General features: G+C 40.2%; 28 protein-coding genes, 1 tRNA gene and 1 riboswitch. Of the genes, 12 read left to right on the top strand and 17 right to left on the bottom strand.

Going from position 1 to position 26,299, the window contains the following annotated elements; translation table 11 throughout:
• Positions 1-10: 10 nt before the first annotated feature.
• Positions 11-2,062 carry a site-specific recombinase gene (locus tag BBP83_RS05890; RefSeq protein ID WP_068886464.1) on the bottom strand — a complete coding sequence of 684 codons (2,052 nt, stop codon included), beginning with the start codon at positions 2,060-2,062 and terminating at the stop codon, positions 11-13.
• Positions 2,063-2,087: 25 nt separating this feature from the next.
• Entirely contained in the window at positions 2,088-3,065 is a 978-nt protein-coding gene (gene sdsA, locus BBP83_RS05885; protein ID WP_068886463.1) for an All-trans-nonaprenyl-diphosphate synthase, read from the bottom strand.
• Between the two features lie 452 nt (positions 3,066-3,517).
• Between sdsA and rplU the strand changes: the two genes are divergently transcribed.
• From rplU to BBP83_RS05835, 9 genes are all read left to right on the top strand, one after another.
• Positions 3,518-3,829: a 50S ribosomal protein L21 gene (gene rplU, locus BBP83_RS05880; protein ID WP_004280640.1), complete on the top strand. Its 312-nt coding sequence runs from the start codon at positions 3,518-3,520 to the stop codon at positions 3,827-3,829.
• A gap of 19 nt (positions 3,830-3,848) precedes the next feature.
• Complete coding sequence (gene rpmA, locus BBP83_RS05875) at positions 3,849-4,103, top strand: 50S ribosomal protein L27 (protein WP_068886462.1); 255 nt, start codon at positions 3,849-3,851, stop codon at positions 4,101-4,103.
• A gap of 227 nt (positions 4,104-4,330) precedes the next feature.
• The gene (locus BBP83_RS14945; protein ID WP_068886461.1) at positions 4,331-5,434 is read left to right on the top strand and encodes a YadA-like family protein; all 1,104 of its coding nucleotides are present in this window, start codon (positions 4,331-4,333) and stop codon (positions 5,432-5,434) included.
• A gap of 206 nt (positions 5,435-5,640) precedes the next feature.
• Positions 5,641-6,336 (top strand): outer membrane lipoprotein periplasmic chaperone LolA, encoded by a 696-nt coding sequence (gene lolA / locus BBP83_RS05860; protein WP_068886459.1) that lies wholly within the window; start codon positions 5,641-5,643, stop codon positions 6,334-6,336.
• 173 nt (positions 6,337-6,509) lie between these two features.
• Entirely contained in the window at positions 6,510-7,298 is a 789-nt protein-coding gene (locus BBP83_RS05855; RefSeq protein WP_068886458.1) for an RsiV family protein, read from the top strand.
• A gap of 120 nt (positions 7,299-7,418) precedes the next feature.
• Complete coding sequence (serS, locus tag BBP83_RS05850) at positions 7,419-8,690, top strand: serine--tRNA ligase (protein ID WP_068886457.1); 1,272 nt, start codon at positions 7,419-7,421, stop codon at positions 8,688-8,690.
• Between the two features lie 74 nt (positions 8,691-8,764).
• On the top strand, positions 8,765-10,141 hold the full coding sequence (cysG, locus tag BBP83_RS05845; RefSeq protein ID WP_068886456.1) for a siroheme synthase CysG: 1,377 nt from the start codon (positions 8,765-8,767) through the stop codon (positions 10,139-10,141).
• Positions 10,142-10,182: 41 nt separating this feature from the next.
• Positions 10,183-10,662 carry a tRNA (cytidine(34)-2'-O)-methyltransferase gene (locus BBP83_RS05840; protein ID WP_068886455.1) on the top strand — a complete coding sequence of 160 codons (480 nt, stop codon included), beginning with the start codon at positions 10,183-10,185 and terminating at the stop codon, positions 10,660-10,662.
• A gap of 250 nt (positions 10,663-10,912) precedes the next feature.
• Positions 10,913-11,272 (top strand): hypothetical protein, encoded by a 360-nt coding sequence (locus tag BBP83_RS05835; protein WP_141689957.1) that lies wholly within the window; start codon positions 10,913-10,915, stop codon positions 11,270-11,272.
• A gap of 145 nt (positions 11,273-11,417) precedes the next feature.
• Here the strand turns inward: BBP83_RS05835 and BBP83_RS05830 are convergent, their stop codons facing one another.
• The 6 genes from BBP83_RS05830 to rpoD form a co-directional block, all read right to left on the bottom strand.
• Positions 11,418-12,815: an APC family permease gene (locus BBP83_RS05830; protein WP_068886453.1), complete on the bottom strand. Its 1,398-nt coding sequence runs from the start codon at positions 12,813-12,815 to the stop codon at positions 11,418-11,420.
• Between the two features lie 265 nt (positions 12,816-13,080).
• Positions 13,081-14,265 carry an iron-containing alcohol dehydrogenase gene (locus BBP83_RS05825; protein WP_068886452.1) on the bottom strand — a complete coding sequence of 395 codons (1,185 nt, stop codon included), beginning with the start codon at positions 14,263-14,265 and terminating at the stop codon, positions 13,081-13,083.
• Between the two features lie 3 nt (positions 14,266-14,268).
• Complete coding sequence (locus BBP83_RS05820) at positions 14,269-14,802, bottom strand: hypothetical protein (RefSeq protein ID WP_068886451.1); 534 nt, start codon at positions 14,800-14,802, stop codon at positions 14,269-14,271.
• 72 nt (positions 14,803-14,874) lie between these two features.
• Positions 14,875-15,534 (bottom strand): lipoyl(octanoyl) transferase LipB, encoded by a 660-nt coding sequence (gene lipB, locus BBP83_RS05815; RefSeq protein WP_068886782.1) that lies wholly within the window; start codon positions 15,532-15,534, stop codon positions 14,875-14,877.
• Between the two features lie 146 nt (positions 15,535-15,680).
• The gene (locus tag BBP83_RS05810) at positions 15,681-15,968 is read right to left on the bottom strand and encodes a YbeD family protein (RefSeq protein ID WP_171258053.1); all 288 of its coding nucleotides are present in this window, start codon (positions 15,966-15,968) and stop codon (positions 15,681-15,683) included.
• 115 nt (positions 15,969-16,083) lie between these two features.
• Positions 16,084-17,976 (bottom strand): RNA polymerase sigma factor RpoD, encoded by a 1,893-nt coding sequence (gene rpoD / locus BBP83_RS05805; protein ID WP_068886449.1) that lies wholly within the window; start codon positions 17,974-17,976, stop codon positions 16,084-16,086.
• Positions 17,977-18,355: 379 nt separating this feature from the next.
• Here rpoD and BBP83_RS05800 point away from each other — a divergent pair, with 379 nt between their 5' ends.
• Positions 18,356-18,565, top strand: coding sequence for a PA3496 family putative envelope integrity protein (locus BBP83_RS05800; RefSeq protein WP_068886448.1), 210 nt, complete (start codon positions 18,356-18,358; stop codon positions 18,563-18,565).
• 67 nt (positions 18,566-18,632) lie between these two features.
• Complete coding sequence (locus BBP83_RS05795) at positions 18,633-19,157, top strand: YecA/YgfB family protein (RefSeq protein ID WP_068886447.1); 525 nt, start codon at positions 18,633-18,635, stop codon at positions 19,155-19,157.
• 70 nt (positions 19,158-19,227) lie between these two features.
• On the opposite strand, the gene BBP83_RS05790 is transcribed toward BBP83_RS05795, so the two are convergent.
• The 3 genes from BBP83_RS05790 to trhO all read right to left on the bottom strand — a co-directional run bounded on the left by BBP83_RS05790 (position 19,228) and on the right by trhO (position 21,532).
• Positions 19,228-19,653 carry an ABZJ_00895 family protein gene (locus BBP83_RS05790; protein ID WP_068886446.1) on the bottom strand — a complete coding sequence of 142 codons (426 nt, stop codon included), beginning with the start codon at positions 19,651-19,653 and terminating at the stop codon, positions 19,228-19,230.
• Positions 19,654-19,770: 117 nt separating this feature from the next.
• Entirely contained in the window at positions 19,771-20,382 is a 612-nt protein-coding gene (locus BBP83_RS05785; protein ID WP_068886445.1) for a DedA family protein, read from the bottom strand.
• A gap of 217 nt (positions 20,383-20,599) precedes the next feature.
• Complete coding sequence (trhO, locus tag BBP83_RS05780) at positions 20,600-21,532, bottom strand: oxygen-dependent tRNA uridine(34) hydroxylase TrhO (RefSeq protein ID WP_068886444.1); 933 nt, start codon at positions 21,530-21,532, stop codon at positions 20,600-20,602.
• 180 nt (positions 21,533-21,712) lie between these two features.
• On the opposite strand from trhO, the gene BBP83_RS05775 reads away from it, so the two are divergent.
• On the top strand, positions 21,713-22,201 hold the full coding sequence (locus tag BBP83_RS05775; protein WP_068886443.1) for a DUF1289 domain-containing protein: 489 nt from the start codon (positions 21,713-21,715) through the stop codon (positions 22,199-22,201).
• 358 nt (positions 22,202-22,559) lie between these two features.
• Here the strand turns inward: BBP83_RS05775 and ribB are convergent, their stop codons facing one another.
• The 6 genes from ribB to BBP83_RS05745 all read right to left on the bottom strand — a co-directional run bounded on the left by ribB (position 22,560) and on the right by BBP83_RS05745 (position 26,213).
• Positions 22,560-23,219, bottom strand: a complete 660-nt coding sequence (gene ribB / locus BBP83_RS05770; protein WP_068886442.1) for a 3,4-dihydroxy-2-butanone-4-phosphate synthase — start codon at positions 23,217-23,219, stop codon at positions 22,560-22,562.
• A gap of 100 nt (positions 23,220-23,319) precedes the next feature.
• A riboswitch (FMN riboswitch) is annotated at positions 23,320-23,480 on the bottom strand.
• A gap of 144 nt (positions 23,481-23,624) precedes the next feature.
• Positions 23,625-24,005: an aspartate 1-decarboxylase gene (gene panD, locus BBP83_RS05765; RefSeq protein WP_068886441.1), complete on the bottom strand. Its 381-nt coding sequence runs from the start codon at positions 24,003-24,005 to the stop codon at positions 23,625-23,627.
• A 145-nt stretch (positions 24,006-24,150) separates the two neighbouring features.
• Positions 24,151-24,732, bottom strand: coding sequence for an aminoacyl-tRNA hydrolase (gene pth, locus BBP83_RS05760; protein WP_068886440.1), 582 nt, complete (start codon positions 24,730-24,732; stop codon positions 24,151-24,153).
• A 20-nt stretch (positions 24,733-24,752) separates the two neighbouring features.
• Entirely contained in the window at positions 24,753-25,049 is a 297-nt protein-coding gene (rplY, locus tag BBP83_RS05755; RefSeq protein ID WP_068886439.1) for a 50S ribosomal protein L25, read from the bottom strand.
• 98 nt (positions 25,050-25,147) lie between these two features.
• A complete protein-coding gene (locus tag BBP83_RS05750) occupies positions 25,148-26,101 on the bottom strand; it encodes a ribose-phosphate pyrophosphokinase (protein ID WP_068886438.1) in 954 nt (317 codons plus the stop codon).
• Positions 26,102-26,138: 37 nt separating this feature from the next.
• Positions 26,139-26,213: transfer RNA gene (locus BBP83_RS05745), tRNA-Gln, on the bottom strand.
• Positions 26,214-26,299: the final 86 nt, after the last annotated feature.

Raw genomic sequence — 26,299 nt, 5'->3', positions numbered from 1 at the left:
AACAAATCCTTTAATGACTATTCTTTTGGTTAGGTGATGCATCATTAATTTCTAAGGGTTGTTTAGGAGGCCAAAAAAAGTCACTTGGTCGGGTTAAAAAATGGGTCAAGACTAACTTAGCCAAGGGTTTCCACTGTTCAAAACGGACACGACGTGCGCGTAAGGCCACAATAATAGTTAAAGTAAAACTCACAAATAGGTTCGTGAGACCAATACATAGCACACCTAAAAAAGAAACAATAATTAGGCTTATTTCAGGGCCTCCATTAATACACATTAAGCCTTGAATAAAATTGGCAGAAGCGAAGGCAATGTGACGAATATCAAGAGGTAAACCTAAAATAAAGCCAATTGTTCCCATGCTACCCAGCATAATCCCGAACAGGAAATTACCTGCCAATGCACCTAAATTACGTTGAATATAAGACGCAAATTTATTTAAGCGTTCTTGTCCCATCATACGTTTAAGTGATGGGTGGGCTTGCAAGCGTGGGCCAACTTTGCGATAAATGGCCATATTGTCAAAATAACCGGCCAACAAACCCGATAAAAATAAACATACGCCCGCAATGGCTGCATGCGGAATAGCCAAAGAGGTAAATGGATCTAGGCTGTGTAAAAGTTGGGTGGCCTTAGTATGATTAAGCAAAGGTTCATCTAATGTCGTTTGCCATAAATAAGTAATAAGTGCAGCCGTAGGAATAGCAATTGAAATATTGCCCAAAATGGCAATAAATTGCGTTCGAATAATATTAATAATTAGGGCGGCTAATTCTGCGATTTGAGCATTTTTGGAACCTTTACGATGCTGTACCGTCGAGGCTAAAGCCGCTGCAGTCATAGCAGGTTGCTTGGTTGCAACGGTAAAATGCAAGACATGAATAAGGATAAAACCCAATGAGTAAGTCATGCTGAACAGGAATGCTTGCATTAAGGGTGCTAAGACTAAGCGGGCTGCTAAAATTTTGAGCGAAGCCATGATGGCAATAATCACGCCTGCACCTGCAGCGGATTTATACATATCGATAAAGCCTTTTTTATCGGTACTTACATAATGCTCACCCGTTTTACTGGCATTTTCGGTGACTTGCAAAGCCATTAATTCACTATTCATCGCCAGCAAAGAGCGCACACTACGTTCACTATATAAGGCTGTTGTCACATCGACCAATAATGCTCCAATAGAGCTGTAGCGAATATCATCTTCTTCGACAATTAAATTTAGCAAAATTTCAATACGGTCTAAACTTTGTTCCAGTAATGACAATAAATAGGTCAGGCTGACACTTACGCCACTACGTTTAGTTGCACGACGAATTTTTAATACCACTTCACGACATTGATCGAGCATCACCAGTGCTTGTGAAGCATCTGGAGGGACAACAGCGCTCATCTTTTCAGCATTTTGGTGTAGTTGTTTGTATTGCTGAATAAAGTCGTTAATTTCGCGGTTTTGTACTAAAAACGGTGATTTATATTCTGTCAGTTCGGGGTGTGCATTAATAAATTCAGGATATAAGCCAATACCACTGACACGATAGGAGAGCACTGTAATTGCTTTAATAAGTTCACTGCGAATCTGCTTTTTTTCTTCTTGATTGCTGTGGCCTAAATTGAACAGCCTGAATAGTTTTTGCCAACTTTGATCTTCAATATGGTCTAGCCAGTATTTATCACTGCGCTGATGAAAGACGCGTCGGAATAGTTCTTGAAGCTGACTTTCATCATTAATTAATGGTAAAAAATGTGCACCTAAACGTTGGGCAAGCTGATTCCAAAAGCCATCTAAAGATAAAATACCTGTATCTGCATATAAACTGGTTTGCTTATATTGGCTGATGAGTTTCAAAACAAAGCTTTGTAATGTAGAAGCAGCATCGGGTGTTAGTAGCAAGGTGGTGTACAAAGCTTCAAAATTATTTTGTATTTCTTCCGTATTTTGTGTGTCAGTAGGACGAATGCGATTTATCAGTTCAATCAGCAGTTCGTCTTCAAGTACAGCTCGAGGCGTATCGAGCTGTTGTTGCATTTTTAGGAATAAATCATTAAATTTTATATGCATAAGCAAAAGTGAAGCATCTTCTATTTTATTGAATTCGATGTAATGCCAAATTTGCTAAATTAATCAAAGCTTGACGGTATTCACTGTCTGGCAGTGCATTTAATGCATTTAGTGCAGCATCGGTTTCTTCAGTTGCGCGCAGGCTACAGTAGTCTAAAGCGCCTGAACTTTGAACAATGGCAATGACGCGTTCTAGGTCGGCTGTGCCACCTGTGGCAATACTGCGACGAATGATTTCGTGCTCTTCACCTGTAGTGTTCTTCAATGCAGAGATTAATGGCAAAGTCGGCTTACCTTCCATTAAATCATCACCAATATTTTTACCTAATGTTTCAGCATCCGAGGTGTAATCTAAAATATCATCAATAATTTGAAAGGCATTGCCAAAGTGTCCTGCAAATTTACGAAGAGGCTCACGATACTGCGGTGTACCACTTAAAATGGCGGCACCTTCGGTTGCTAGTTCAAATAAGCGCGATGTCTTACCGTGAATAATATTTAAATAAGTTTGTTCAGTTGTATCAGGTTGATGCTGTGATTGTAGTTGTAATACTTCACCTTCAGCAATTTCACAGGTGCCTGTCGAAAAGTCTTTCAATAAAACCATATCGTTTAAGTCAACCAACAAGTCAAACGCCCGCGAAATAAGAAAATCACCGACTAAAACAGCGGTTTGATTATTCCAAGTGGCATTGGCTGTTGGGCGACCACGACGTAATCCCGATTCATCGACCACATCATCATGCACTAAGGTTGCAGTATGAAGCATTTCAATAATGGCGGCGAGTTTACGGTGTTTTTCTAAATCGTCTGCGCCACAGGCTTTGGCAGCAAGTAGACACATGACGGGGCGCATACGTTTACCACCTGCTTCAACCACGTGTTTACTAACAGCCATAACTAAGGCAACTTTTGAGGTAATTCCTTCATTAATAAATTTGTCCATCGTGGCAAAGTCAGAAGCAACAGGCGCGAGAATGTCTTGCTTAAAGTCGATGGTCATGTGAAGAAAAACCTCAGTAATTTTGAATTGCTTATAATAGTGTAGCAATTTGGCACAATAATTACAGATAAGAAGCTAAACGATTGATTTAAAATTAGCTGATACTTTTAAAATTAATCGTTGTTCTCATCATCCAATACGAATATAAAATGCTTGAATTTAATCTGGCTGGCATTTTTTCATTTATATAAAGCCTATATAGTAGCGAATAGATTTTAAAAATCTATTTGATTTTTTGAAAAGGTTTTTGGTTTGTTAAGTTACTCAGGCAAAACATGCCAGAATTTGTTTATAAATTAATCGTGGCTTCTCGATATTTTTTGTGCAAATGGCTTGTTGTTTGTGTGGTTATCGCTTAAAATCCTTGCCCTTGTATGACCCCAGTGGTGATCGTCTTAAGATCGGTATATTCCTTTACCGGCACGACAACACGGGCATGTTTTGGAGTACATATGTACGCAGTTATCCAAAGCGGTGGTAAACAACACCGTGTAGTTGAGGGTGAAACCCTTAAAGTAGAATTATTGAAAGCTGAAACTGGCGCAACAATTACGTTTGATGACGTATTGATGCTCGTTAACGGTGAAAGCATTCAAATCGGTGCTCCAGTTGTTGCTGGCGCTACTGTAACTGCTGAAGTAGTTAGCCATGGTCGTCACGACAAAATTCGCATTATCAAAATGCGTCGTCGTAAGCACTATCGTAAACAACAAGGTCACCGTCAATGGTTCACTGAGTTGAAAATTACAGCTATTTCAGGCTAATTACGAGGAGTAAATAGACATGGCAACTAAAAAAGCCGGTGGTTCGACTAAAAACGGTCGTGACTCAAATCCTAAAATGTTAGGTGTGAAAATGTACGGTGGTCAAACTGTGACTGCTGGTAACATTATCGTTCGTCAACGTGGTACAGAATTCCACGCTGGTACAAACGTAGGTATGGGCCGTGACCATACTTTGTTTGCTACTGCTGACGGCGTAATCAAATTCGAAGTGAAAGGCCAATTCGGTCGTCGCTACGTATCTGTTGAAGCGTAAGCTTTAATAGAAAAAAACCCGCAGATTCTGCGGGTTTTTTTTATGCCAAATAAATAATATTTAAAATAATTTTGCTTTAAAAATAGATAAAAAATCACTAGAAAAAGAAAGTGTTTATTTGAAACATTTAATAATAATTGGTTTGCAATTGTGTAACAAAATGTGATTTACGTCACAATATTGTAGGGGTTTAATGGAGAGGTAAAATACAAAAAAAGGACAAGGGCATGAAAATGATATTAAAAAGCCTACTCACGCAGGCCCATTCTAAAGGCGAAGAACTTTCTGAAAGTGAATCTGAAGGTGTACTAACTTCAAAAGTATCTACAGTGTTAAAAAACACAGAAAATTGGTCTGGTTATAATTCTCAAAAAACTGTTCACAACTTTAATCGTGTACCGAAATTATTGTTACTTAGTGCAATGATCGCAGTCAGTGGTAGCGCTTGGGCAACTTATGGAGGGGATAGTCATGATTCAAATGGTAGTGGCAATGGGCAAGGTCATGAAGTTCATGGTAATGGCAATGGATATGGCCATGGAAACCATGATGATGATGACGATGATCATGGACATCAAGGTCCAATAGGACCACAGGGACCAATAGGACCACAGGGTATTCCGGGTAAAGATGGTCTGAATGGTACAAATGGAGTCGATGGTCTAAATGGTACAAATGGAGTCGATGGTAAAGATGGTGCCAATGGTCTGAATGGTACAAATGGAGTCGATGGTAAAGATGGTGAGAAAGGCGATAAAGGTGAGCAAGGTATTGCGGGTGTAAACGGAGCTAAAGGTGACACTGGAGCTAATGGTCTGAATGGTACAAATGGGGTCGATGGTAAAGATGGTACCAATGGTCTGAATGGTGCAACTGGAGCGAAAGGTGATACAGGCACAACTGGCTTACAAGGTGACATGGGCTTAAGTGCATATGACGTTGCAGTTGATAATGGCTTTAAGGGGACCGAAGGCGAATGGTTGCTTAGTTTAAGAGGGCCGACCGGACGAGATGGAGAAAATACTCTGGCTGAAGCGAAAAGCTATACGGATAGCCGTGTTGATGAGCTAAATCGTAGGGTTGATCATCTGGAAGATGGATTGTATGCAGCGGTTGCATCTAGTATCGCAATAGCATCTCTGCCACAACCAACAGATGCTGGCTATAACATGTTTAGTGTGGGTATGGGAACATGGGAAAGCGAGCAAGGCTTCGCAATTGGTTTTAGTGGTGTTTCAGAAAATAATAAGTATGTTTATAAACTGGCAGCAACAACAAATACTGAAGGTGATTTTGGCGCAGGCGCATCTATAGGATGGCAGTGGAAATAATCAAATGATTCAGTATTACGGTACAAAAGCTCCTATTTATTTAGGGGCTTTTTTTATGGCTGTTTTCTCCATCATGATGAATAAAAAACAGCAATTTGCATTAATAACAATACAAAACTTATTGTTTTCACTCATATTAGTTTTAAAAATTGGTTTAAGATGGGTGTCTAATAAATTGCAAAGTTACAAATATAAAAGGTGAATCTATGATTAAGCTTCGTAAAACCGTGTGTGCTATAGCATTGGGTGTGGCGACATTGGCACCTATGATGAGTACAACAGTTTTTGCTGCGACAGTTGCAGCGTCGCAACAACAAGCGACATCAAGCTTGGTTAAGCAGTTGAGTGGTGTAAAAAGTTTTACTGCAAATTTTGAACAAACCACCAAAGTAAGTGGCGGAAAAACTGTTCAGAAAAAAGGCTTATCTGCGCAACATATGAATCAAACCTTTAAAGGTGTGATGAAGGTTGAACGTCCAGGTAAATTTTTCTGGGAAACGCATAGTCCATCGAAGCAAACCATTGTAACTTCAGGGAAAACAGTTTGGATTTACGATCCAGATTTACAGCAGGCGGTTCGCCAAAGTTTAGATGATCAGGTGGCGAATACACCGGCATTGTTGCTTTCAGGTAATGCTGACCAAATTATGCAGTCATATCGTGTCACTCAGCCAGATAAAACCAAAACTTACTATACTTTGTATCCTAAAAATGAAGACGGTGCATTTCAAAGCTTAACCATTAGTTTTGGTGCAAATAAAGCCCCAACGTTAATGATTCTTGCTGACTCATTGGGCCAAACAACTTATGTTCGTTTTAATAATGTGAAAGTCAATGAATCGATTTCTGCATCTACTTTTAACTTTACGCCACCCAAAGGCACTGACATTATCGACCAGTAAGTATGAGTTAAAGCAAATTTAATAGAATAGATCAAGCAGGTGAAAGCCTGCTTTTTTATGCAGGATATAAATGATTCACTATTTATCAGATACATTTCGTAATGTTACCAAAGTGTTAGAGTGCGTATAGTGTAGGGCTTAAGTTTTGCAGGATAGGTTATAGGGGTTCCAGAATGAGAAAAATTCACTCGAATGCGATGATACTGGCGACGTTAGTTTCAATTGGCGCATTGACAGCATGTCAGCCTAGAAATGAGCCAGTTGCAGATAAAGATGGCGCGAAACAAGTAGCAACAGCTCAAGCAGAAGGTATCCCACTTATACAATCTAAAGCTGTACCAATGACGTTAACCAAACCTGAAGCCTGTGATGCTGAAGGTTGTACGCAGTACTCTATTCAAACGGTAGAAACCAATGTCGATTGGATTAATCAGTATTTTGCAGAACGTATTAAAAAGGCAGACCCGATTGCGTTTTCTACCGCACCGAATGAAAAGGTCAACTTGTCTGAAGGGTCGGAAGCAGGACTTAGTCAAAGCTCGACAGCAGTGCGTTATATTAGCCAATGGGGGCATGTTGCGACATTTGCTTTAGAAAGTTACAGTTATTCAGCAGGTGCGGCGCATGGCATGTCGCATGTGGAATATGTGAATTTTGATTTAAAAGCCAAAAAGCGTTTGGCTTTACAAGATGTTCTTGTTAAAGGCACAGAAGCGAAAGTATTAGATGGTTTATTTGATGCCAACAGCATGTGGCTTGCCAATCATGATATTGAGCGGAGTAAACTTCAATTGAGTGATAATTTCTATTATGGCGCTAACGGTATTGTATTTGTCTATCCACTTTATGAGTTAGCCAGTTATGCAGAAGGCATGTCTGAGTTGACGCTACCTTATCAAATGGCAAAAGGCTTGTTTAAACCTGAATATTTCCCAAATTTGCCAAATTATGAAAATCTTTAATTTTGCATAAATCTTACACTTTATTGTTTTAATAAGGTGCAGCTGTAAGCTCTGTGACTGTATTTTTTAGTGTTAAGAGCTTACACTATAGCCAGTTTTTTTCTTTACAAATGATTGGCTATGATCGACCCGAAATTACTCAGAAATAATATTGAGGCTGTAAATTTAGCCTTGGCAAAACGTGGTGTTCAACTTAATGTTGACGAATGGGCATCATTGGAAGTTCGTCGTAAAGAAATTCAGTCGAAAACCGAAAGTTTGCAAGCAGAGCGTAATGCAGGCGCAAAACAAGTCGGTCAAATTAAAAAATCAGGTGGTGACGCCTCTGAAATTATGGCGCGTATGTCTGCCATTGGCGATGAGATTAAAGTAGCGGATGCTGCATTGACTGAATTGCTGAATGAAATTGAAGCCAAATCTTTATCTATCCCAAATATGCCACATGAATCTGTACCAGAAGGTAAGGATGAAAGCGATAATGTTGAAATTTTAAAATGGGGCACTCCGCGCCAATTTGATTTTGATGTTAAAGATCATACTGACCTTGGTGAGATGATGGGCGGTCTGGAGTTTGAAACTGCAACCAAATTGACGGGTACTCGTTTCAGTGTATTGAAAGGCCCCTTGGCGCGTTTACAACGTGCAATCACGCAGTTCATGTTAAATACTCATACCGACCAAAACGGCTATACCGAAGCCTATGTGCCGTATTTAGTCAATGCAGATTCTTTACGTGGTACAGGTCAATTGCCTAAATTTGAAGAAGATTTATTTAAACTTCAAGGCGAAAAAGAATATTACCTCATTCCTACCGCAGAAGTGCCTGTAACCAATTTTGTACGTGATGAAATTATTGCGCCAGAACGTCTTCCTTTGAAATATGCCGCACATACCCCGTGTTTCCGTAGCGAAGCAGGTTCATATGGTCGTGACACACGTGGCTTAATCCGTCAGCATCAATTTGACAAAGTTGAGATGGTGCAGATTGTAAAACCAGAAGACTCGATGAATGCTTTAGAAGAGTTGACGGGTCATGCTGAAGGTATTCTTCAAGCTTTAGGTTTGCCATACCGTAAAATTATTTTGTGCGGTGGTGATATGGGCTTTGGCGCAATTAAAACTTACGACTTAGAAGTTTGGGTGCCAAGTCAAAATACCTACCGTGAAATTTCTTCATGTTCATGCATGGGTGATTTCCAAGCACGTCGTATGATGGCACGTTACCGTGTAGACCAAAAGAAAACTGAATTGGTACACACCTTAAATGGTTCTGGTTTAGCTGTGGGTCGTACATTACTTGCAGTCATGGAAAACTATCAACGTGCAGATGGTTCTATCGAAATTCCAGCAGTGTTGCGTCCATATATGGGCGGTGTTGAATACATCGACTAATATTTAATTTCCATACCCAATGTGGGTATGGAAATTGCTTTTAGACAATCAGATTTAAATTATTGAGGCTGTACGTGGATATTTTTCCAATCTCGTTAAAGCTACAACAGCAGTCTTGTCTGATTGTTGGCGGTGGTCGTATTGCCTATCGAAAGGCCGTGCTTTTAGTAAAAGCAGGCGCGGTTATTGATATTATTTCCCCTGAAATTGATGCCAATTTGTTGGAGGTGATCCAGCAGTGTGGTGGTCAGTATATTCAATCGCCGTATAGTGCAAGTTTATCATTACGCCATTACCGCTTGGTGATTGCTGCAACAGATGATCAAGCCATTAATCAAGCCGTTTTTGAAGCTTGTGAAGCAGATAATGTCTTAGTGAATAGTGTCGATGATCCACCACATTGTCGTTTTATGGTGCCTGCAATTATTGATCGCTCGCCTTTGGTGGTTTCTATTGCAACCAATGGCGCATCACCGGTTTTATCTCGTCAAATTCGGACACAGTTAGAAGCATCTATTCCACATGGTATGGGGAAGCTGGCTGAATTCTCAGGAAAATGGCGAAGTACAGTCAAAGCGAAAATAATGAATCCAGATGAGCGCCGTATTTTTTGGGAAGAGCTATACGACAGTCCGCTCAAGGAGCAGGTGTTTAATAATAATCTGGCTGAAGCCGATCGACTGATTACACAAGCTTTGACGCAGTGGGATAAACCCAAAGGTGAGGTTTATTTAGTCGGTGCAGGCCCGGGTGATCCAGAACTGTTGACACTAAAAGCCTTACGCCTCATGCAACAAGCCGATGTGGTGATTTACGATCGTCTGGTTTCAGCTCCAATTATGGAACTCTGCCGTCGTGACGCTGAAAAAATCTATGTGGGCAAAGCTCGTTCTAATCATTCGGTGCCACAGGATGGTATTAATGCCTTATTGGTAAAATATGCTTCTGAAGGCAAGCGGGTCTGTCGCTTAAAAGGGGGCGATCCGTTTATTTTTGGGCGTGGTGGTGAAGAAATTCAGGAACTGTTTGCAGCTGGGGTGGCTTTTCAAGTTGTGCCAGGGATTACTGCAGCATCAGGATGTTCTGCATATGCGGGTATTCCGTTGACACACCGTGACTATGCACAAAGTGTACGTTTTCTGACGGGACATTTGAAAGAAGGTTCGCCTGAATTGCCGTGGAGTGAATTGGTTTATCAAAACCAGACACTGGTGCTGTATATGGGATTAGTCGGATTGGAAAAAATTTGTGAAAAACTCATTGCCCATGGTCAACGTCCAGATATGCCTGTTGCCTTAATATCGAAAGGGACAACTCCAGAGCAAAAAGTAGTGGTTGGCACACTTGCCGATATTGCGACAAAAGTGTCCGAGCATCAAATACAGGCGCCAACACTCACGATTATTGGTGATGTGGTAAGTTTGCGTGAACAATTGCAGTGGCAAGGCTAATTTAAGCCCTGTTACATTATTTAAAAGAGTAGAGAAATCCAGTGATTCATGTCGTTTTGTACGAGCCAGAAATTCCAGCAAATACAGGGAATATCATTCGTTTATGCGCCAATACTGGTGCACAGCTACATTTGGTCAAGCCATTGAGCTTTGAATTGGATGATAAAAAACTGCGTCGTGCGGGTTTGGATTATCACGAATGGGCACACATGAAAGTTTGGGAAAACTTTGCAGAATGTCTTGCTTATTTAGAAACGCAAGGCATTACGAAAGATGCGATTTATCCTTTAACCACAAAAGGATTTGAAGCGCCACATACCTCTAATTTAAACCGTTCTGTGGTTTTATTGATGGGGCCAGAAACGCGTGGTTTACCTGAAGATGTGCGTATGTTATTTCCAAAAGAACACTGGATTCGTTTACCCATGGCTGAAAACTCTCGTAGTTTGAATTTATCTAATGCGACTGCAATCATCTTATATGAAGCTTGGCGTCAGCAAGATTTTAAGGTTTTAGTATAAAACTTTCATCTTTCTAAATTAAACCGCTATTGAGCGGTTTTTTTTATTGGACAACGAATACCTGCGTCAATTTTGTAAAATGAAAGACACATTACTTTTGAATAAAAAGAAAAATGTGTATAAACAAACGACTAATGCTAAAACAAACAGGTAAGCAGGTTTGAAATACATCAATATAAACTCCTTGTGGCTAGCATTTTTTGCAGTTTTTATTGCCATGTCATGTCTAGCAGAAGGTAATCAAATAAGTATGGGGAATGAAGTAGTTCCTGTGGTTCAACCATTAAGTAAAGAAGAAATTCAGCAGGGCATGCTCGAAATGCAACAGCGACAAAATCAGCGTATAGAGGCGTGGGGTAAAACGCTGAAATCGGAAGATTTTGAGAGGAGCTGGTTTGGACGTATTTTAAAACAGCCGAAACGTCAGGAAGTTTGCGGTATTTATCAGGGGTTAATCGATGAAACGTATCATTTGATGCAACAGAATAAAGAGCGTTTACCTGCAACAGATCAAACCCTGCTAGAAGATCGCAATCAGTTTATTCAAGCTTTTGGTTATAAAGATAATATTGTCGATACCCGCATGGGCTTTAATTGTCGTATACGCTAAGGTGATAAAGCACCATTGAGTTGTGATCAATAAAAGATGTATTTGGCGTTTTTAACTTCATGGTATAGCCCTGATTTTAAAGGGTGAGAAAAAATAGGATTCATAAAAAAGGCGCATGAAGCGCCTTTTTTATGAAAACTAGTATTTATCTATGTGAATCATCAAATTCATTGTGTTGTGGTGCAGGGTGCTTAAAGCCCTTGGTTTTATAACCAAGATATAAGATACCGAACATGGCCCACCATAAACCAAACTTTAACGCTGTTTCTTCAATTTCAAGCCACATGGCAAAAATACTAATAAAGCCCAGTAGTGGAATCACCACGAAACTAAAAATATCTTTAATATTTTTGGTGCGACCATCGCGTAATGCATAGCGCGAAATAACAGACAGGTTCACAAAGGTGAATGCTGTGAGTGCACCGAAGCTGATCATTGAAATAACAATGTCTAGGTCCATAAAACCAGCAGTTAAGGCAACGACACCGACAATTAAAATATTGTATGACGGTGTAAAACTTTTCGGACTGATATGACCAAAGATTTTTTTGTTGATTACACCATCACGGCCCATGACATACATTAAGCGTGAAACGCCTGCATGTGCAGAAATACCCGATGCCATTACTGTCACAATTGCAAAATACAATACGACCGTTTTGAATGCGACGCCACCAACTGCTTGAAGAATATCAGGCTGTGTTGCTGCTACATCTGCAAAGTAGGTTTTTGGGTCATTCGGGAAGTAAATTTGCATGAAGTAAGTGCTGATAATGAAAATTACACCTGCAATTAATGCTGTTAGGAAAATTGCTCTTGGTAATGTTTTTTCAGTATCTTTGGTTTCTTCTGCCAGTGAACTGAGTGAGTCAAAACCAGTGAATGAGAAGCATAATAATGTTGCACCAGTAATAAGTGCACCAACTTGTGTCATTTCATTCCAAAAGGGTTCTAGGCTCCATAACTGGTATTTGGCATTCACTAAAGTACCATCGGCATTGACACCGCCAGCAAGCAGGCTGTAGACCATCCAAGTGAAATATCCCACAACAGCCAATTGGATAAGTACAATTAGACTATTAAAGTTGGCAACAAATTTGGCGCCACGTAGATTGACCGCAGTCATGAATACCGTAAGACCAATCACCCATACCCAATGGTTAATGTCTGGGAACAATGCTTCCAAATAAATTACGGCCAAAATAATGTTGACCATTGGTGATAATAAATAATCAAGCAATGAAGACCATCCCACCATAAAACCGACATTAGAATGAATCGATTTTTGCGCATAAGTGTACGCAGACCCAGAAGATGGGTAACGGCGGATCATATGTCCGTAACTGATAGAAGTGAACAAAATTGCAATCAGGGCAATAATGTAAGAAGTCGGCACATGATAATGACTTTCTTCCGATACCAAACCGAAAGTGTCAAACAGTGTCATTGGTTGAATATAAGCCAAACCAATGATAATGATGTGCCAGAGACCGAGTGTTTTTTGCAGTTTTGCTGCCGATTGAGTCCCAGAAATATTAGTCAACGGCGTTGTCCTCTTAATCGTTGATCAAGGATCAGTCATGTGTCATAAGGATCGTTTGAGACGAACGATCCTCCCTGTGTTTTATACAAAAGTGCGCCAATCTACCCAAAATGGTGCATTTTGTCAGTAACTAATTGGGCTCTTTTAGCAAAAGTATGCCAGTTTGTATAAAAAATAAGTCATTTGTTTATTGCATGATAAAAGCCCGATGTTTAAAAAAACATCAGGCTCTAATTTCCCGCTATATTCGCTTACTTTGCAGCAATTACCAAGCTTTTTCTAAGATAGTTTTTAAATCTTGTAATGTTGCTTCTTTCGGATTGTAGATGATTGAACCATCATTTAATGCCTTTTCAGCGACATCATTTAACTGCGCTTCAGAGACTTTACCTGTTTCACGCAAAGTACGTGGTAATTTGGTTAAAGTATATAGACGGTCGCGCATTGTATTCAGGGTTGAAATGGCTTTGTCTGCTCTTAGGTGGGCAGGGGTTTGGGCATAAATATCTGGGCCAGCCAGTGGCAACAGCAAATCTGCCAATTTATCACCATTGACTTCTTTGTTGTATTCCAACACATAAGGCAGAAATAGATTCATACAGAGCCCATGTGGCAAATGAGCAACTGCACCTAATGAATGCCCTAGGGAATGGACTAAACCGACCATTGAATTGGAAAAAGCAATGCCTGCCATGGTAGATGCCTGTGCTAGTTCTAAACGTCCATTGGCATCGGTTGGATTATCTAAAACATTGAATAAGTTGGCACTGATTTTTTTTATAGCAGCCGTGGCATAGGCATCTGAAATTGGATTGGCTGCCAGACAAGTATAGGCTTCTACTGCATGAGTCATGGCATCCATTGCAGTCATTGCAGTTAAATGTGGTGGCAAGGTTTGAGTCATGCGAGGGTCTAAAATGGCAGCATGAGGCATTAAATAATACGATGCAAACGGCATTTTTACATTTTTCTGATTATCAGAAACCACTGCGACCATGGTCACTTCTGAGCCAGTACCTGATGTAGTTGGAATAACAAAAAATGGTTTGAGTGGTCTAGGGAGATTATGCGCCCCTGAGTATTTGAGTAAGTCATCGCCACCTTCTGAGACTAAAATATTGGTGGCCTTAGAGGTATCAATAACTGAACCACCACCAACGGCAATAATTGCATCACAATTATTATCACGATACAGCTGAGCAGCTTTACGCACGGTTTCTAGACTGGAGTCTGGTGGGACATCATCAAAAATATAACCAATAACAGCATCGGTCGATTCAAAAGCAGCTTCAATAGGTGCAAGCAAATTATTACTACGCACGCCTTTGTCTGTAATAATTAATGGACGAGTTGCGCCCAATGTCGCAAGTTCAAACGGAATATGTTCTAAAGCTGCATGGCCTGCAATCACTTTGACTGGACAGAAAAATTCGTAATAAGGCTTAGCCATGGGTTAGGCACTCCGTGTGAAATAAGATTGAGCTACTTTTAAATAAATACTGGCAGCTCCAGTTAATTTTTCTTTTAGGCTTAAATTATTTGGATATTCTTTAACTGCAAGTTCTGCAATTAATTTTGGCAAAATCAACGATTCCATTTTATTTAGACAACGTACTAAGCGAATTGCATAGGAAATATCACCATCGGCAATCATACGGTCGTTGGCAAAAGCCTGTGCAGTGCTTTCTTGAAAAGAAAATACTAAAAATGCGTGGCTTAAATGTTTAAATGTAATGGTTAAATCAGGCTTGGTGGCTAAGTTGGGCACCAATTCTAATTGTTGATTACTGGTTACACGTGCAATAAAAGCAGGGCCGTGCGGGAATACATTCATAGAGAGTGTAAAATTTTCTGGAAATTTAGACACTTCTTGCTTCACTTCATCATCGACTTGGCTTGCCATGACTAAACCTCTGCCAATCACGTCCATCATGAGTTTGACATAGGTTAGTTGCAAAGCGGGCTTTACGGATTTTGTTGCAATCACGCGATCATCCCTTTTTAAATATTATATTTAGAGTAAATACTCTAATTTATTTTTGTGTCGAAAGCAAAAGCTTTATCGCTGTTCGACGCTAACTTCCTTAAAGTAACCGCTGTTTTGTAATGTTTCAATGATGTCAGCACATAAGTTTTCAAATTTAGGATAATTTTGTACTAAATCTTGAATACGTACCATTTCCAGTCCTGCATAACCACAAGGGTTGATGCTGTGAAAACCAAATAAATCGCAATCAATATTCAGGGCAAGGCCATGATAAGAGCGCCCTTTTCGAATTTTAAAACCAAGTGAGCCAATTTTTCGCTCATTGACATAGACGCCCGGTGCATCAGCTTTGGCATAGGCTTGAATGTCATGTTTTTTCAGCAGATCAATCATTAAATTTTCTGCATAAGACACTAAACTTCGTACATTCCATCCCAAACGGTTTAAATCAAACATGAAGTAGGCAACCAGTTGTCCAGGGCCATGCCAAGTGACTTGGCCACCACGGTCTGTTTGTACCACAGGAATATTCGTTGGCATGAGGATATGTTCAGGTTTACCGGCTTGACCTTGGGTTAAAACATCGTGATGTTGCAAAATCCATAATTCATCTGGAGTGTTTTCATCCCGTTGTTCTGTCAGCGCTTTCATTTCAAGAAAGCGCTCTTCATAAGGGGTGAGTTGATTATATTGACGAATAATCAAAGCGGGTTTGAGAACCATATCAGTCACGTCAATGGCGTCCTTGTTCATTAAAATTTATGCTGCCTATTATAAAGAATTGTTGGTTAGATGGGGCAGTCAGATCTGTAATTCATTTATGATTAAGCATAAAAAAACACGCTGAATGGCGTGTTTTTTTATTTTATTTGATGCAATTACAGTGCAGTTTTAATGAGAGGGCAGGCAGCAAGGTCAGCATATAATAGATGCACTTGTTCAAGCTCTTCAAAACGAAGCTGCGCGGTAATTGAGTGATATTTTCCTGTGCGAGAAGGCTGTACAGCTAAGCTTGTAGCATCAAACTCGGGGAAGTGTTTCACTAAAATTTCTACGACAGCACCGTGTAGTTCTACGCCTGCGCTACCAATTAATTTAATTGGATAATCCATAGGGAAAACCCAAAGATCTTCTTGAAGCTCGCGAGATGGCGTACGGTCTAACATGGTCATAGTAATCCCCTTATATCAAACGCCTGCATGAATGCAGGCGTTGTCTGTCTTTTAATACTAAATGGGGATGCAAGATAGTTTTTCAAGCCCCCATCGGTATTATCGAAAATTAGTCATTTTCTAAGAATGAACGTAAGTGTTCAGAACGAGAAGGGTGACGTAATTTACGTAAAGCTTTGGCTTCAATCTGACGAATACGTTCACGTGTTACGTCAAACTGTTTACCTACTTCTTCCAAAGTATGATCGGTTGGCATATCAATACCAAAACGCATTTTCAATACTTTCGCTTCACGTTCAGTTAAGTTTTCAAGCACTTCACGTGTCGCTTCTTTTAAGCCTTCAGAAGTCGCAGCATCAATTGGAGAGGTAATGTTACCATCTTCAATGAAGTCACCTAAATGCGAATCTTCATCATCACCAATTGGCGTTTCCATCGAAATTGGTTCTTTGGCAATTTTAAGCACTTTACGGACTTTAACTTCGTCCATTTCCAGACGTTCACCCAATTCTTCAGGTGTTGGCTCACGGCCCATTTCTTGAAGAAGCTGACGTGACACACGGTTGATTTTGTTAATCGTTTCAATCATGTGTACTGGAATACGAATGGTACGTGCTTGGTCAGCAATCGAACGGGTAATCGCCTGACGAATCCACCACGTTGCATAAGTCGAGAACTTATAACCACGGCGGTATTCAAACTTGTCTACCGCTTTCATCAAGCCAATATTACCTTCTTGAATCAAGTCGAGGAATTGCAGACCACGGTTGGTATATTTTTTCGCAATCGAAATTACCAAACGTAAGTTTGCTTCAACCATTTCTTTTTTCGCACGGCGGGCCTTCGCTTCACCGACAGCCATACGTTTAGAAATGTCTTTGATGCCTTTAACATCTAAACCTAATTCTTTTTCAATATCAGCAATTTTTTGCTGGAATGCCGTAATGTCTGGACGAACTTTTTCCAAATATGCTTTTTGATCAGCAGGCGCTTTGGCAATTTGCTCATCTAACCAAGCAAAATTTGATTCTTGACCTGGGAACGAGGTACGGAACTGTGTACGATCCATACGACCACGGCGGATTGCATAACGCATTACTTCACGTTCAGAGGTGCGAATTTGTTCGTGTGTACCGCGAATCAGTTCAGAAATAATTTCAAACAGGCGCGGTGTGAACTTGAACATCATAAACACAGATGCCAATGCTTCAAGTGCTTCTTCGCCATCTTTGCTGTCACGGCCATGCTTTTCAAAAATTACTTTTGAGTTTTTCCACGCATTTTCAAGTTCAGTGAAACGTGCTTTGGCAATTTCAGGATCTGGCCCTGATTCGCCTTCAGATTCTTCCTCTGTAGTTTCAGCTTCTTCTTCCTCTTCATCATCATCCAATTTTACGTCTTTGGTTGATTTTGAAGTAGCAACACTTTCAGTTACTGTTTCTTCAGCTTCTTCTTCCAAAACTTCTGGAATAACTTCATCACTTTCAGGGTCTAAATAACCAGAAAGGATATCGGCAAGACGACGTTCGCCTGCTTCATAATCTTTGTATTCTTGTAGTACAACTTCAACAGCGTTTGGCCAGTAAGCAATAGAATGAAGAACGTCTCGAATACCTTCTTCAATACGTTTTGCAATACTAATCTCGCCTTCACGCGTTAATAGTTCGACGGTACCCATTTCACGCATGTACATACGTACAGGGTCAGTGGTACGACCAGGCTCGTTTTCAACAGATGCAAGTACTGCTGCAGCTTCTTCTTCGGCAACTTCGTCAGTGGCTTCATTGCCACCTTCAAACATTGTATCGTCAGTTTCAGGTGCGCGGTCATGTACAGGAATACCAACGTCATTCAACATTTGAATGATGTCTTCAATCTGTTCACTTTCCGTGATCGAGTCCGGAAGATGATCATTAACCTCAGCAAAAGTTAAGTAACCTTGCTCTTTGCCTCGGCTAATCAGAGCCGCTACTTGTGAAGTAGGGGAAGTTGTCTCGCTCATCTTTGCTTACTCTTCATTGAATCAGTGGCAGTAAAAAACCGTGCATAATTGCACAATTCAGATAAATTCGTTTGTGGATAGCTTTGCGTATTCTATTAGAAAAATTTTAGACCAATTTGTCTAATAAAATATAAATTCTGTCATATAGATGGGGGTGAAATTGTTGTTTTCAAGTTCATCCCGTACGTATTCTATTTTGAAAGCATTCAAAAAATAGAAGGACGCAGGGTGGATTATATCATGCCACATAAAATAGGCAGAAAAAAAGCCCTAAAAGTAATTTAATTGTAATAAATGCGAAAAAAACTTGACAAGTTTTTGGAACAAAGATAAATAGCGGCTAGGACCTTTATATTTTTCATTCATGAGGTAATTTTTAGTGTCTTCTACAGATTTTGAACTAGACGATAGCTTCAGTGATGATGACGTTAATTTCGATGAAGCAACCAGCAGCAAGATAAGTGCAAAGGAATCGCTGGAAAAACGTCGCCTTATCGATGATCTTCTTGCACAGCGCCGTTTAGAACGTGAATTAAAAGAATTTGATTATGATTTCGACGATGATGATTTAGATGGCGATGATGATTAAATTCATATGTAGCATAGCGTTTGAAAATGCTATGCTTCGCTTTTAAGTTTCTACGTTCGGATTTTAAATGAGTGCTTTAGATTTAGACTTGTTGAGTGAATATCTAGATGGTGACCAAAATGAGCATGGTCTAGATTTTGCAGCAACTCATGGTTTCTTGTGTGCAATTGCTGTTGGCCCAGCATTTGCCAAATGGTTGGATGAACTTTTTGATAGTAATCAAAAGAAAGTGCCTGCCGAAGTCATCGAACAAATAAAAGTATGGTTAGAATCTATTCGTCAAAACTTGGCGAATGAAGAAGGAATTGAGTTTCCTTTCGAGATTGAAGAAGCAGATGTAGAGTCAAGCTTGGGTGATTGGAGCGTTGGTTTTGTTGATGCCATGTTCTTAAACGAAGATGCTTGGTTTACAGAAGAATTTGAAGAACAATTGGTCGACTTAACTTTACCTATTATGGTGTTCAGTGGTGTCGATGATGAAGATCCTCAAATGGAAACTTTCCGTCGCAACGGCCAGTTAATGGACGAGCTTGCAGAAGAAATTCCAGCGAATTTAAATGAATTGTATTTGATGTATCACACACCAACTTAATTCAGCGCATATATAAAAAAGCACCTTTTTAAGGTGCTTTTTTATATTCTGTGTTTATGAATTTGTAAGATTAGCGTTGATGTTTTTTATTCTGTCCTTCTACACATTTTATTGCAAACCAGCCATAACTAAAATAAAACACTGCGAATTCAATCAGGGTAATAAATGCTATAGCAAGGAGCCAAATCCACATCGGTATAAGTTGTAAGCTTGCAATGATTGCTTCGCTTGTTCCTGTTGCCAATGCAAAAATAAAAACCAATAACGCACTGATAATAAATGTACAGGCGATGGATCCCCAAATAAGTTGAATCTTTTCATCGGCCGTTGGTATACGCTTTTCTCGCTTAACAAAATGCCAAGCCGTAAAAAAACCACCAACCATAAGCGTTGGAGCGCCACTACTACTTCCTATGCTAATGAATGTAGAGAGAATTCCAAAAACAATGAGAGCTGCTGTGTACGCGCCTGTAAATATCCATAAATAATGTTTCATATGTTTTTATATCCCCTTAGAAAGCTTAAAAATGACAATGGATTAACCATGCTAGTAATGTGAAAAATATGCTTTATTTAAAAATATTTGTTGTTTCAAACCACACTGAGTAGCGCTCTAAATATTTTTATTTTTGAGTTTACGATAGAAAAGCCATAACAGAGCTAAAATAACAATCGTAATAATAACATAACCCACTTGACTGAAAATTTGCTGCATAAGTGCTTGATTTTCACCAAAGTAAAACCCGACACAAGCCAAGAAGGTTGTCCAGATAATAGTTCCTAAGCTACTGTAAAGCATGAACTTCCAAAATGGCATACGACTCATGCCAGCAGGAATGCTAATCAGTGAACGAACAGCAGGAATCATGCGTCCCAAAAAAACAATTCGATGTCCATATTTTTCAAACCAGAGTAGAGATTTTTTAACATCTTCAGATTGAATAAACAGGTATTTACCATAACGGTCGACAAAACGAAAGATTGCATCGTGATTGAAGAGATAGCCAATCCAATAGAGTAGGGCGGCGGCAACCAATGAGCCGATACACCCTGCAACAATGACCCCACTGAGTAGTAGTTGACCTTGTGACGCTGTGTAGCCTGCGGAAGGCATAATAATTTCAGAAGGGATGGGTGGGAAAATGTTATCTAAAAACATCAGTAAAGCAATACCGAGGTAACCCAGTTGTTCCATGATGGATATAATCCATTCGGTGACATTCATAACGATGAAAATTCCAATTTGATGGAATTATCCTAAGCGCTATTCACTTTGCCGTAAAGGGTTGAAAGTGTAGATAACACAATCAGTTTTAGACAGTTGATAAGTCATTGAGTGCTGTAATCCATACCTTAATTTTTTGATTATTCATCTTGATAGTATAAATAAAATAACCCTCAAAAAGAGGGTTATTAAAAAAATGTTCTATCGGCTGTAATGCTTATAGACGTTTGCGTTTAGCGGCAGCAATTTGTGATTGACGCATACGGAATCCCGCTTTTTGTTGATCAGTGGTTTTGTCGATGCAATATTTGCACGATACGCCATGTTCATAGCTAGGAAGTTCTACTTCTTCTGGAAGTAGTGGCCAACCGCAAGCGTGACATTTAATATTTTCGCCTTCTTCCATGCCATGTGTAACAGCGGTACGGCCATCAAATACAAAACATTCACCTTCCCACATACTTTCTTCTGCTGGGGTTTCTTCGAGGTATTTTAGAATGCCACCTTTCAGGTGATAAACCTCTTCAAAGCCTTCTTGCAATAGGAGAGACGTTGATTTTTCACAACGGATGCCACCTGTACAGAACATCGCAATTTTTTTATTTTTGTGGTCTGCTAAATTTTGTTTCACATATTCTGGAAAGTCACGGAATGATTCAGTTTTAGGGTCAATCGCGCCTTTAAATGTACCTGCTTTGTATTCATAGTCATTACGTGTATCGACTAAAATGACATCATCACGGGCAATCAAGTCATTCCATTCTTTGGGGTCTAAATAGTGACCAACTAAGTCGCGTGGTTTAACTTCAACACCTAAAGTCACAATTTCTTTTTTATGCTTAATTTTCATTTTACGAAATGGTTTTTCAGAGCTGAAAGACTCTTTGTATTCCATTGTTGTAAAACCTTCATTTAAAAGAAATTGATGAATGCTATCCACCGATTTACGGTCACCAGCAACTGTGCCGTTAATTCCTTCATCTGCAACAATAAGAGTACCGCATAGGTTGATGGTTTTTACCAAATCTAAAAGACGTTGCTGTAAATCAGCAGAATTTTGAACTTCTTTGAATTGATAAAGTGCTGCAACAACCCAGTCAGAGACCGCGTGCTGTTCTACAGGTGCAAGCTGTTCTACAGTAGCGTTCATGGATACTCCAATTAATTAAGACGAGAATTTAAAGGCGTACATTTTAACTGGAATTACCAGAATATGCGAGTCATGCGACGGATATTAACAACTTCTCATCTGCCTAGAGAGCGTGTATATTCTTGGCCTGTCGGGTTTGACCCCGATGTTGTAGATTTTATGATTGATTAGGAGCATGTTTTGACTGCGGATCGCCGAATTGCCTCATTAACCCCATGTGCGGGACGTTGTTCGACGGTATTTGGGGACGCTGTGTGTCGAGGGTGTCGGCGCTTTAACCATGAAGTAATTCGATGGAATACCTACACGCCCGAGCAACATACGACGATCTGGAAGCGACTAGATGCGCAGCTCGATCAAATTCTTGTTCCAATGTTACCACTAGCAGATTTGCGTCATGTTGAAGGTTTTGTCCTGTCCAAACGTGTTCGCTTACGGCCAGATGCCAGTCGTGGTCGAAAACTGTATCACGCGCTTAAATTGTGTGAAAAAAACCGCCATTTTACCGATGCCAGCGGTTTAGGAATTCATTACAAGCAAGTTCGCCCACTTTGGGATGAGTTTGAGCGACGTGTGCTGGCACTTGCAACGGCCAGTTATGATTTGGCTTTTTTACGTGCCGACGGCATGAGCTATCATTTAATTCATAGAGTAGAAGAGGACGATTAACTTCACGTCTAATTTAATTTGGGTATTTGTTTTTAAATGAATATTTGGGTATTTGTTGCTGACCAGTTGTTGTAATGATTATCGTGTCTATACCCACGCTTATAGTTTTGTCTGACATTTAGCCACGACTATTTTAAAAGCATCAAATATTAAAAATGTAGCGGTTTAGATGCAAATTTAGTGTCTGATAGAAACCTTTTTATATCCTCAATGGTTTTCTTTACAACGATAGTGTTTTGATTGATATAAAAAATCCCAGCGAAATACTCACTGGGATTTTTATTGAAGCCTAAAAGGAGAGGGTGCGATGAATTTATCGTTTAGCCATTGTTCATTTATAGGGCTTCATCAAGGCAAATTAACATTGGTGGGCTAAGCGATATTGCACAATTTCTTCAATCGTAATAAGTGTTAATTGATGTGTTTGAGCATACGCTAAAACTTGAATACCCGAGGCCATAGAACCGTCTGGATTGGTGACTTCGCAAAGTACACCAGCAGGTTTTAAGCCAGCCAAACGTGCCAGATCAACGCTACCTTCTGTGTGGCCTCTACGTGTTAATACACCGCCATCACGTGCGCGTAAAGGGAATACGTGCCCAGGACGGTTTAAGTCACTGGCGATAGCACCATCTTTAATGGCTGCATGAATGGTTGTTGTACGGTCTTTGGCTGAAACGCCTGTCGTTACCCCTTCAGCCGCCTCAATTGTCACGGTAAAGGCTGTTCTAAACTGACTGGAGTTATCTGAAACCATGGCTGGTAGTTCAAGATGATTGGCCAATTCATTAGTCAAAGTTAGACAAACTATTCCTGAACCATCACGGATCATACGGGCCATAGTTTCGACATTCAATGTTTCAGCAGCGATAATTAAATCTGCTTCATTTTCACGGTCAAAATCATCCATCACTAAGACGGGTTTACCTTGGCGCATATCTTCAAGTGCTTGCTGAAGACGTTGCTCAGCAGGAGGAAGTGTTGAAAAGAAAATTTCGGGTTGAATTAAACTAGACATTGAAACGCTCGCGTAAGTTTTAAAGTACGATTGAACATTTCAGGACATAAAATAGGCGTAGCAAATCATTTGCAGAACAAACCACAATTGAAATGGATTACGTCGTCTTCTTTCATCCGGACTATACCGTCGGCTTTGGAATTTCACCAAATCTGCGAATCAAAAAATGAATTTAAGATAGGCTCGTGGGCTGAATCAGTTAGAACTGAGTGCTACTGAATTTACCACCGGTGGGGAATTTCACCCCGCCCTGAAGCGATGTAAGGTCATTATAGCCATCTTATATCAATGAAGAGATATGTTTTTATAGTCCGATGAGTTTTATATTTAGAACGAAAGAGGCTGTTGATAAATGAGGCAATAAAAAAGCCCACTTTAAAGTGAGCTTTTAAAATCTGTTTTCGTTTATGCAACTTGAACAGGAATACAGTTTGCCGTGTGGTTTACTGTGTTGTTCGGGTTTGCATACACTAAGCGCGGTTTGTGCGCATTTGCTTCCGCGATGGTGAAATCACCAAAAGTTGCAATAATCATTAAATCGCCAACATCTGCTTGATGTGCAGCGCCACCATTGACAGAAATAATGCCTGAACCTTCTTCACCACGGATGGCATAAGTTGTAAAACGTTTACCATTCGTCACGTTCCAAATATGAATTTCTTCATACTCACGGATTCCGGCTAAATCTAAGAGAATACCGTCAATTGCACATGAACCTTCATAATGCAATTCTGCTTGTGTGACCACGCAACGGTGAATTTTAGCTTTTAATAAACGAGATAGCATGGCTGGCGTCTCCTTGGTGGATCTAAGATCTTTATCTTACAATTAAAACAATCAGTTGGAACTGGGTCAGTATTAAACTGCATGCGCATTTTGCTCTGAAAAAAGCACCATGGCAATAAGCTTTACCCAATAATTTGTAGAACGATCAGTTTGGCTTGTAAGCATTGATTTGATTCATGGCTTGCTGTATGTCACCGTTTGTCAGTAATTTTATACGAGACAAAGCATGTGCAAGGGCATCATCCATGAGGTTTTGTTCGCTACTAGGCGCTTTGCTGAGGACATGTCCAGAGACACGCTCTTTAGAGCCCGGATGACCAATGCCAATACGCAAACGGTGAAAGTTTGGACCTAAGTGAGGGACAATGTCTTTTAAGCCGTTATGACCACCATGACCGCCAGCAGTTTTTAAGCGGATCACACCTGGATTCATATCGAGTTCATCGTGTGCAATGAGCATTGCTTCTGGAGCAATATTATAGAATTTTGTGAAGGGCACAACACTTTTGCCAGAGGCATTCATAAAGGTTGATGGCAATAGTAGACGAACGTCTTGACCTTCAATATTGCCACGACCGCTAATTCCATTGAATTTTGGGTCCGCTTTGAGGGAAATACCATATTGTTCTGCTAGGCGTTCTACGAACCAGAAGCCTGCATTATGGCGAGTTTGGGCATACTCTTTACCAGGGTTGCCCAAACCTACAATCAGTGAAATATTTGACACTAATTTATACCATTAAATACTTATGCGCGAACAAAGTCAGCGTGCATAGGTGTATTTTTAGCTGGGTGACGTTGTAACGCTTTGATTTTAACGCTTTCAACTTTATCGCCAACTTTAACTTCAATTACTTCTTCAAAGAAAGCATTGCTTTCTAAAGCTTTAACAAGTTCACGAAGCTCTAAAGTTACAGCTACAGGTTCAGCTGCGCCACCATAGATAATTGCTGGAACTTTGCTTGCTAAACGAAGGCGGCGGCTCGAACCTTTCCCTTGAATTGCTTCTTCACGTGCTGCTGCGTTTAATACGAAGTTTGCCATGATAGACATCCTATTTAAGTTTAATTGAGCTGAACTTTCGACCAGTTCAGCAATAGAAAATCTTGCTAAAAGAGCAAGGCTTTAAAATTGGCGCTGTCTTATAAATAAGAATCGAACATTGCGCTAATAGATTCTTCGTTGTTAATGCGACGAATTGTTTCTGCAACCATACTGGCAACTGAAACTTGGCGAATCTTACCAAGAGCTCTTGCTTCATCTGAAAGAGGAATGGTGTCAGTAACAACCAATTCATCAATAACAGAGTTTTTCAAGTTCTCGATAGCTTTACCTGAAAGTACTGGGTGAGTTGCATAAGCAACAACACGGCGCGCACCAAAAGTTTTTAGTGCATCAGCAGCTTTACATAGAGTTCCAGCAGTATCAACCATGTCATCTACAATGACGCAGTCACGATCACGAACATCACCAATTAAATGCATCACTTGTGATTCATTTGCTTTTTGACGGCGTTTATCGATGATTGCAAGGTCAATATCACCCATTTGTTTGGCAACAGCACGGGCACGAACAACACCACCAACGTCAGGAGAAACAACCATTAAGTTGTCATGTGACTGTTGACGGAGGTCAGCTAAAAGCGCTGGCGTACCATAGATATTGTCTACAGGGATGTCAAAGAAGCCTTGAATCTGATCTGCATGAAGGTCGATCATCACTACGCGGTCAATGCCTACAGTTGTTAGCATATCTGCTACAACTTTTGCAGTAATTGGCACACGGCTTGAACGAGGACGACGGTCTTGACGAGCATAACCGAAGTAAGGAATGACAGCTGTAATACGACCAGCACTTGCACGGCGCAAAGCGTCTGCCATAACTAAGATTTCCATAAGGTTATCATTCGTTGGGGCACAAGTTGGCTGTACGACAAATACGTCTTTACCACGCACATTTTCAGTGATCTCTACAGCAATTTCACCATCAGAAAATGTTGAAACAGCAGCAGCACCTAAAGGAATGTGTAAGTGGCTAACGACTTTTTGAGCGAATTGTGGATGCGCAGTTCCACTAAAAACGACAAGATTGGGCATGAAGCACCCTTGGCGGTTGATATATATAGAAAATAGATGGCAGGGGTAGCTGGATTCGAACCAACGGATGCCGAGATCAAAACCCGGTGCCTTACCACTTGGCGATACCCCTAATGCGGCAGAATTCTAATATTTTTGAACTGTTCTGTCAAGGTGTTTTAACAGATAAGTAGCAAAAGTGTGTTCTGTCTTTTTGAT

It is taken from the genome of Acinetobacter celticus (assembly GCF_001707755.1).
GTDB classification, from domain to species: Bacteria; Pseudomonadota; Gammaproteobacteria; order Pseudomonadales; family Moraxellaceae; genus Acinetobacter; species Acinetobacter celticus.
This window is presented reverse-complemented; position numbering and strand designations above follow the sequence as displayed.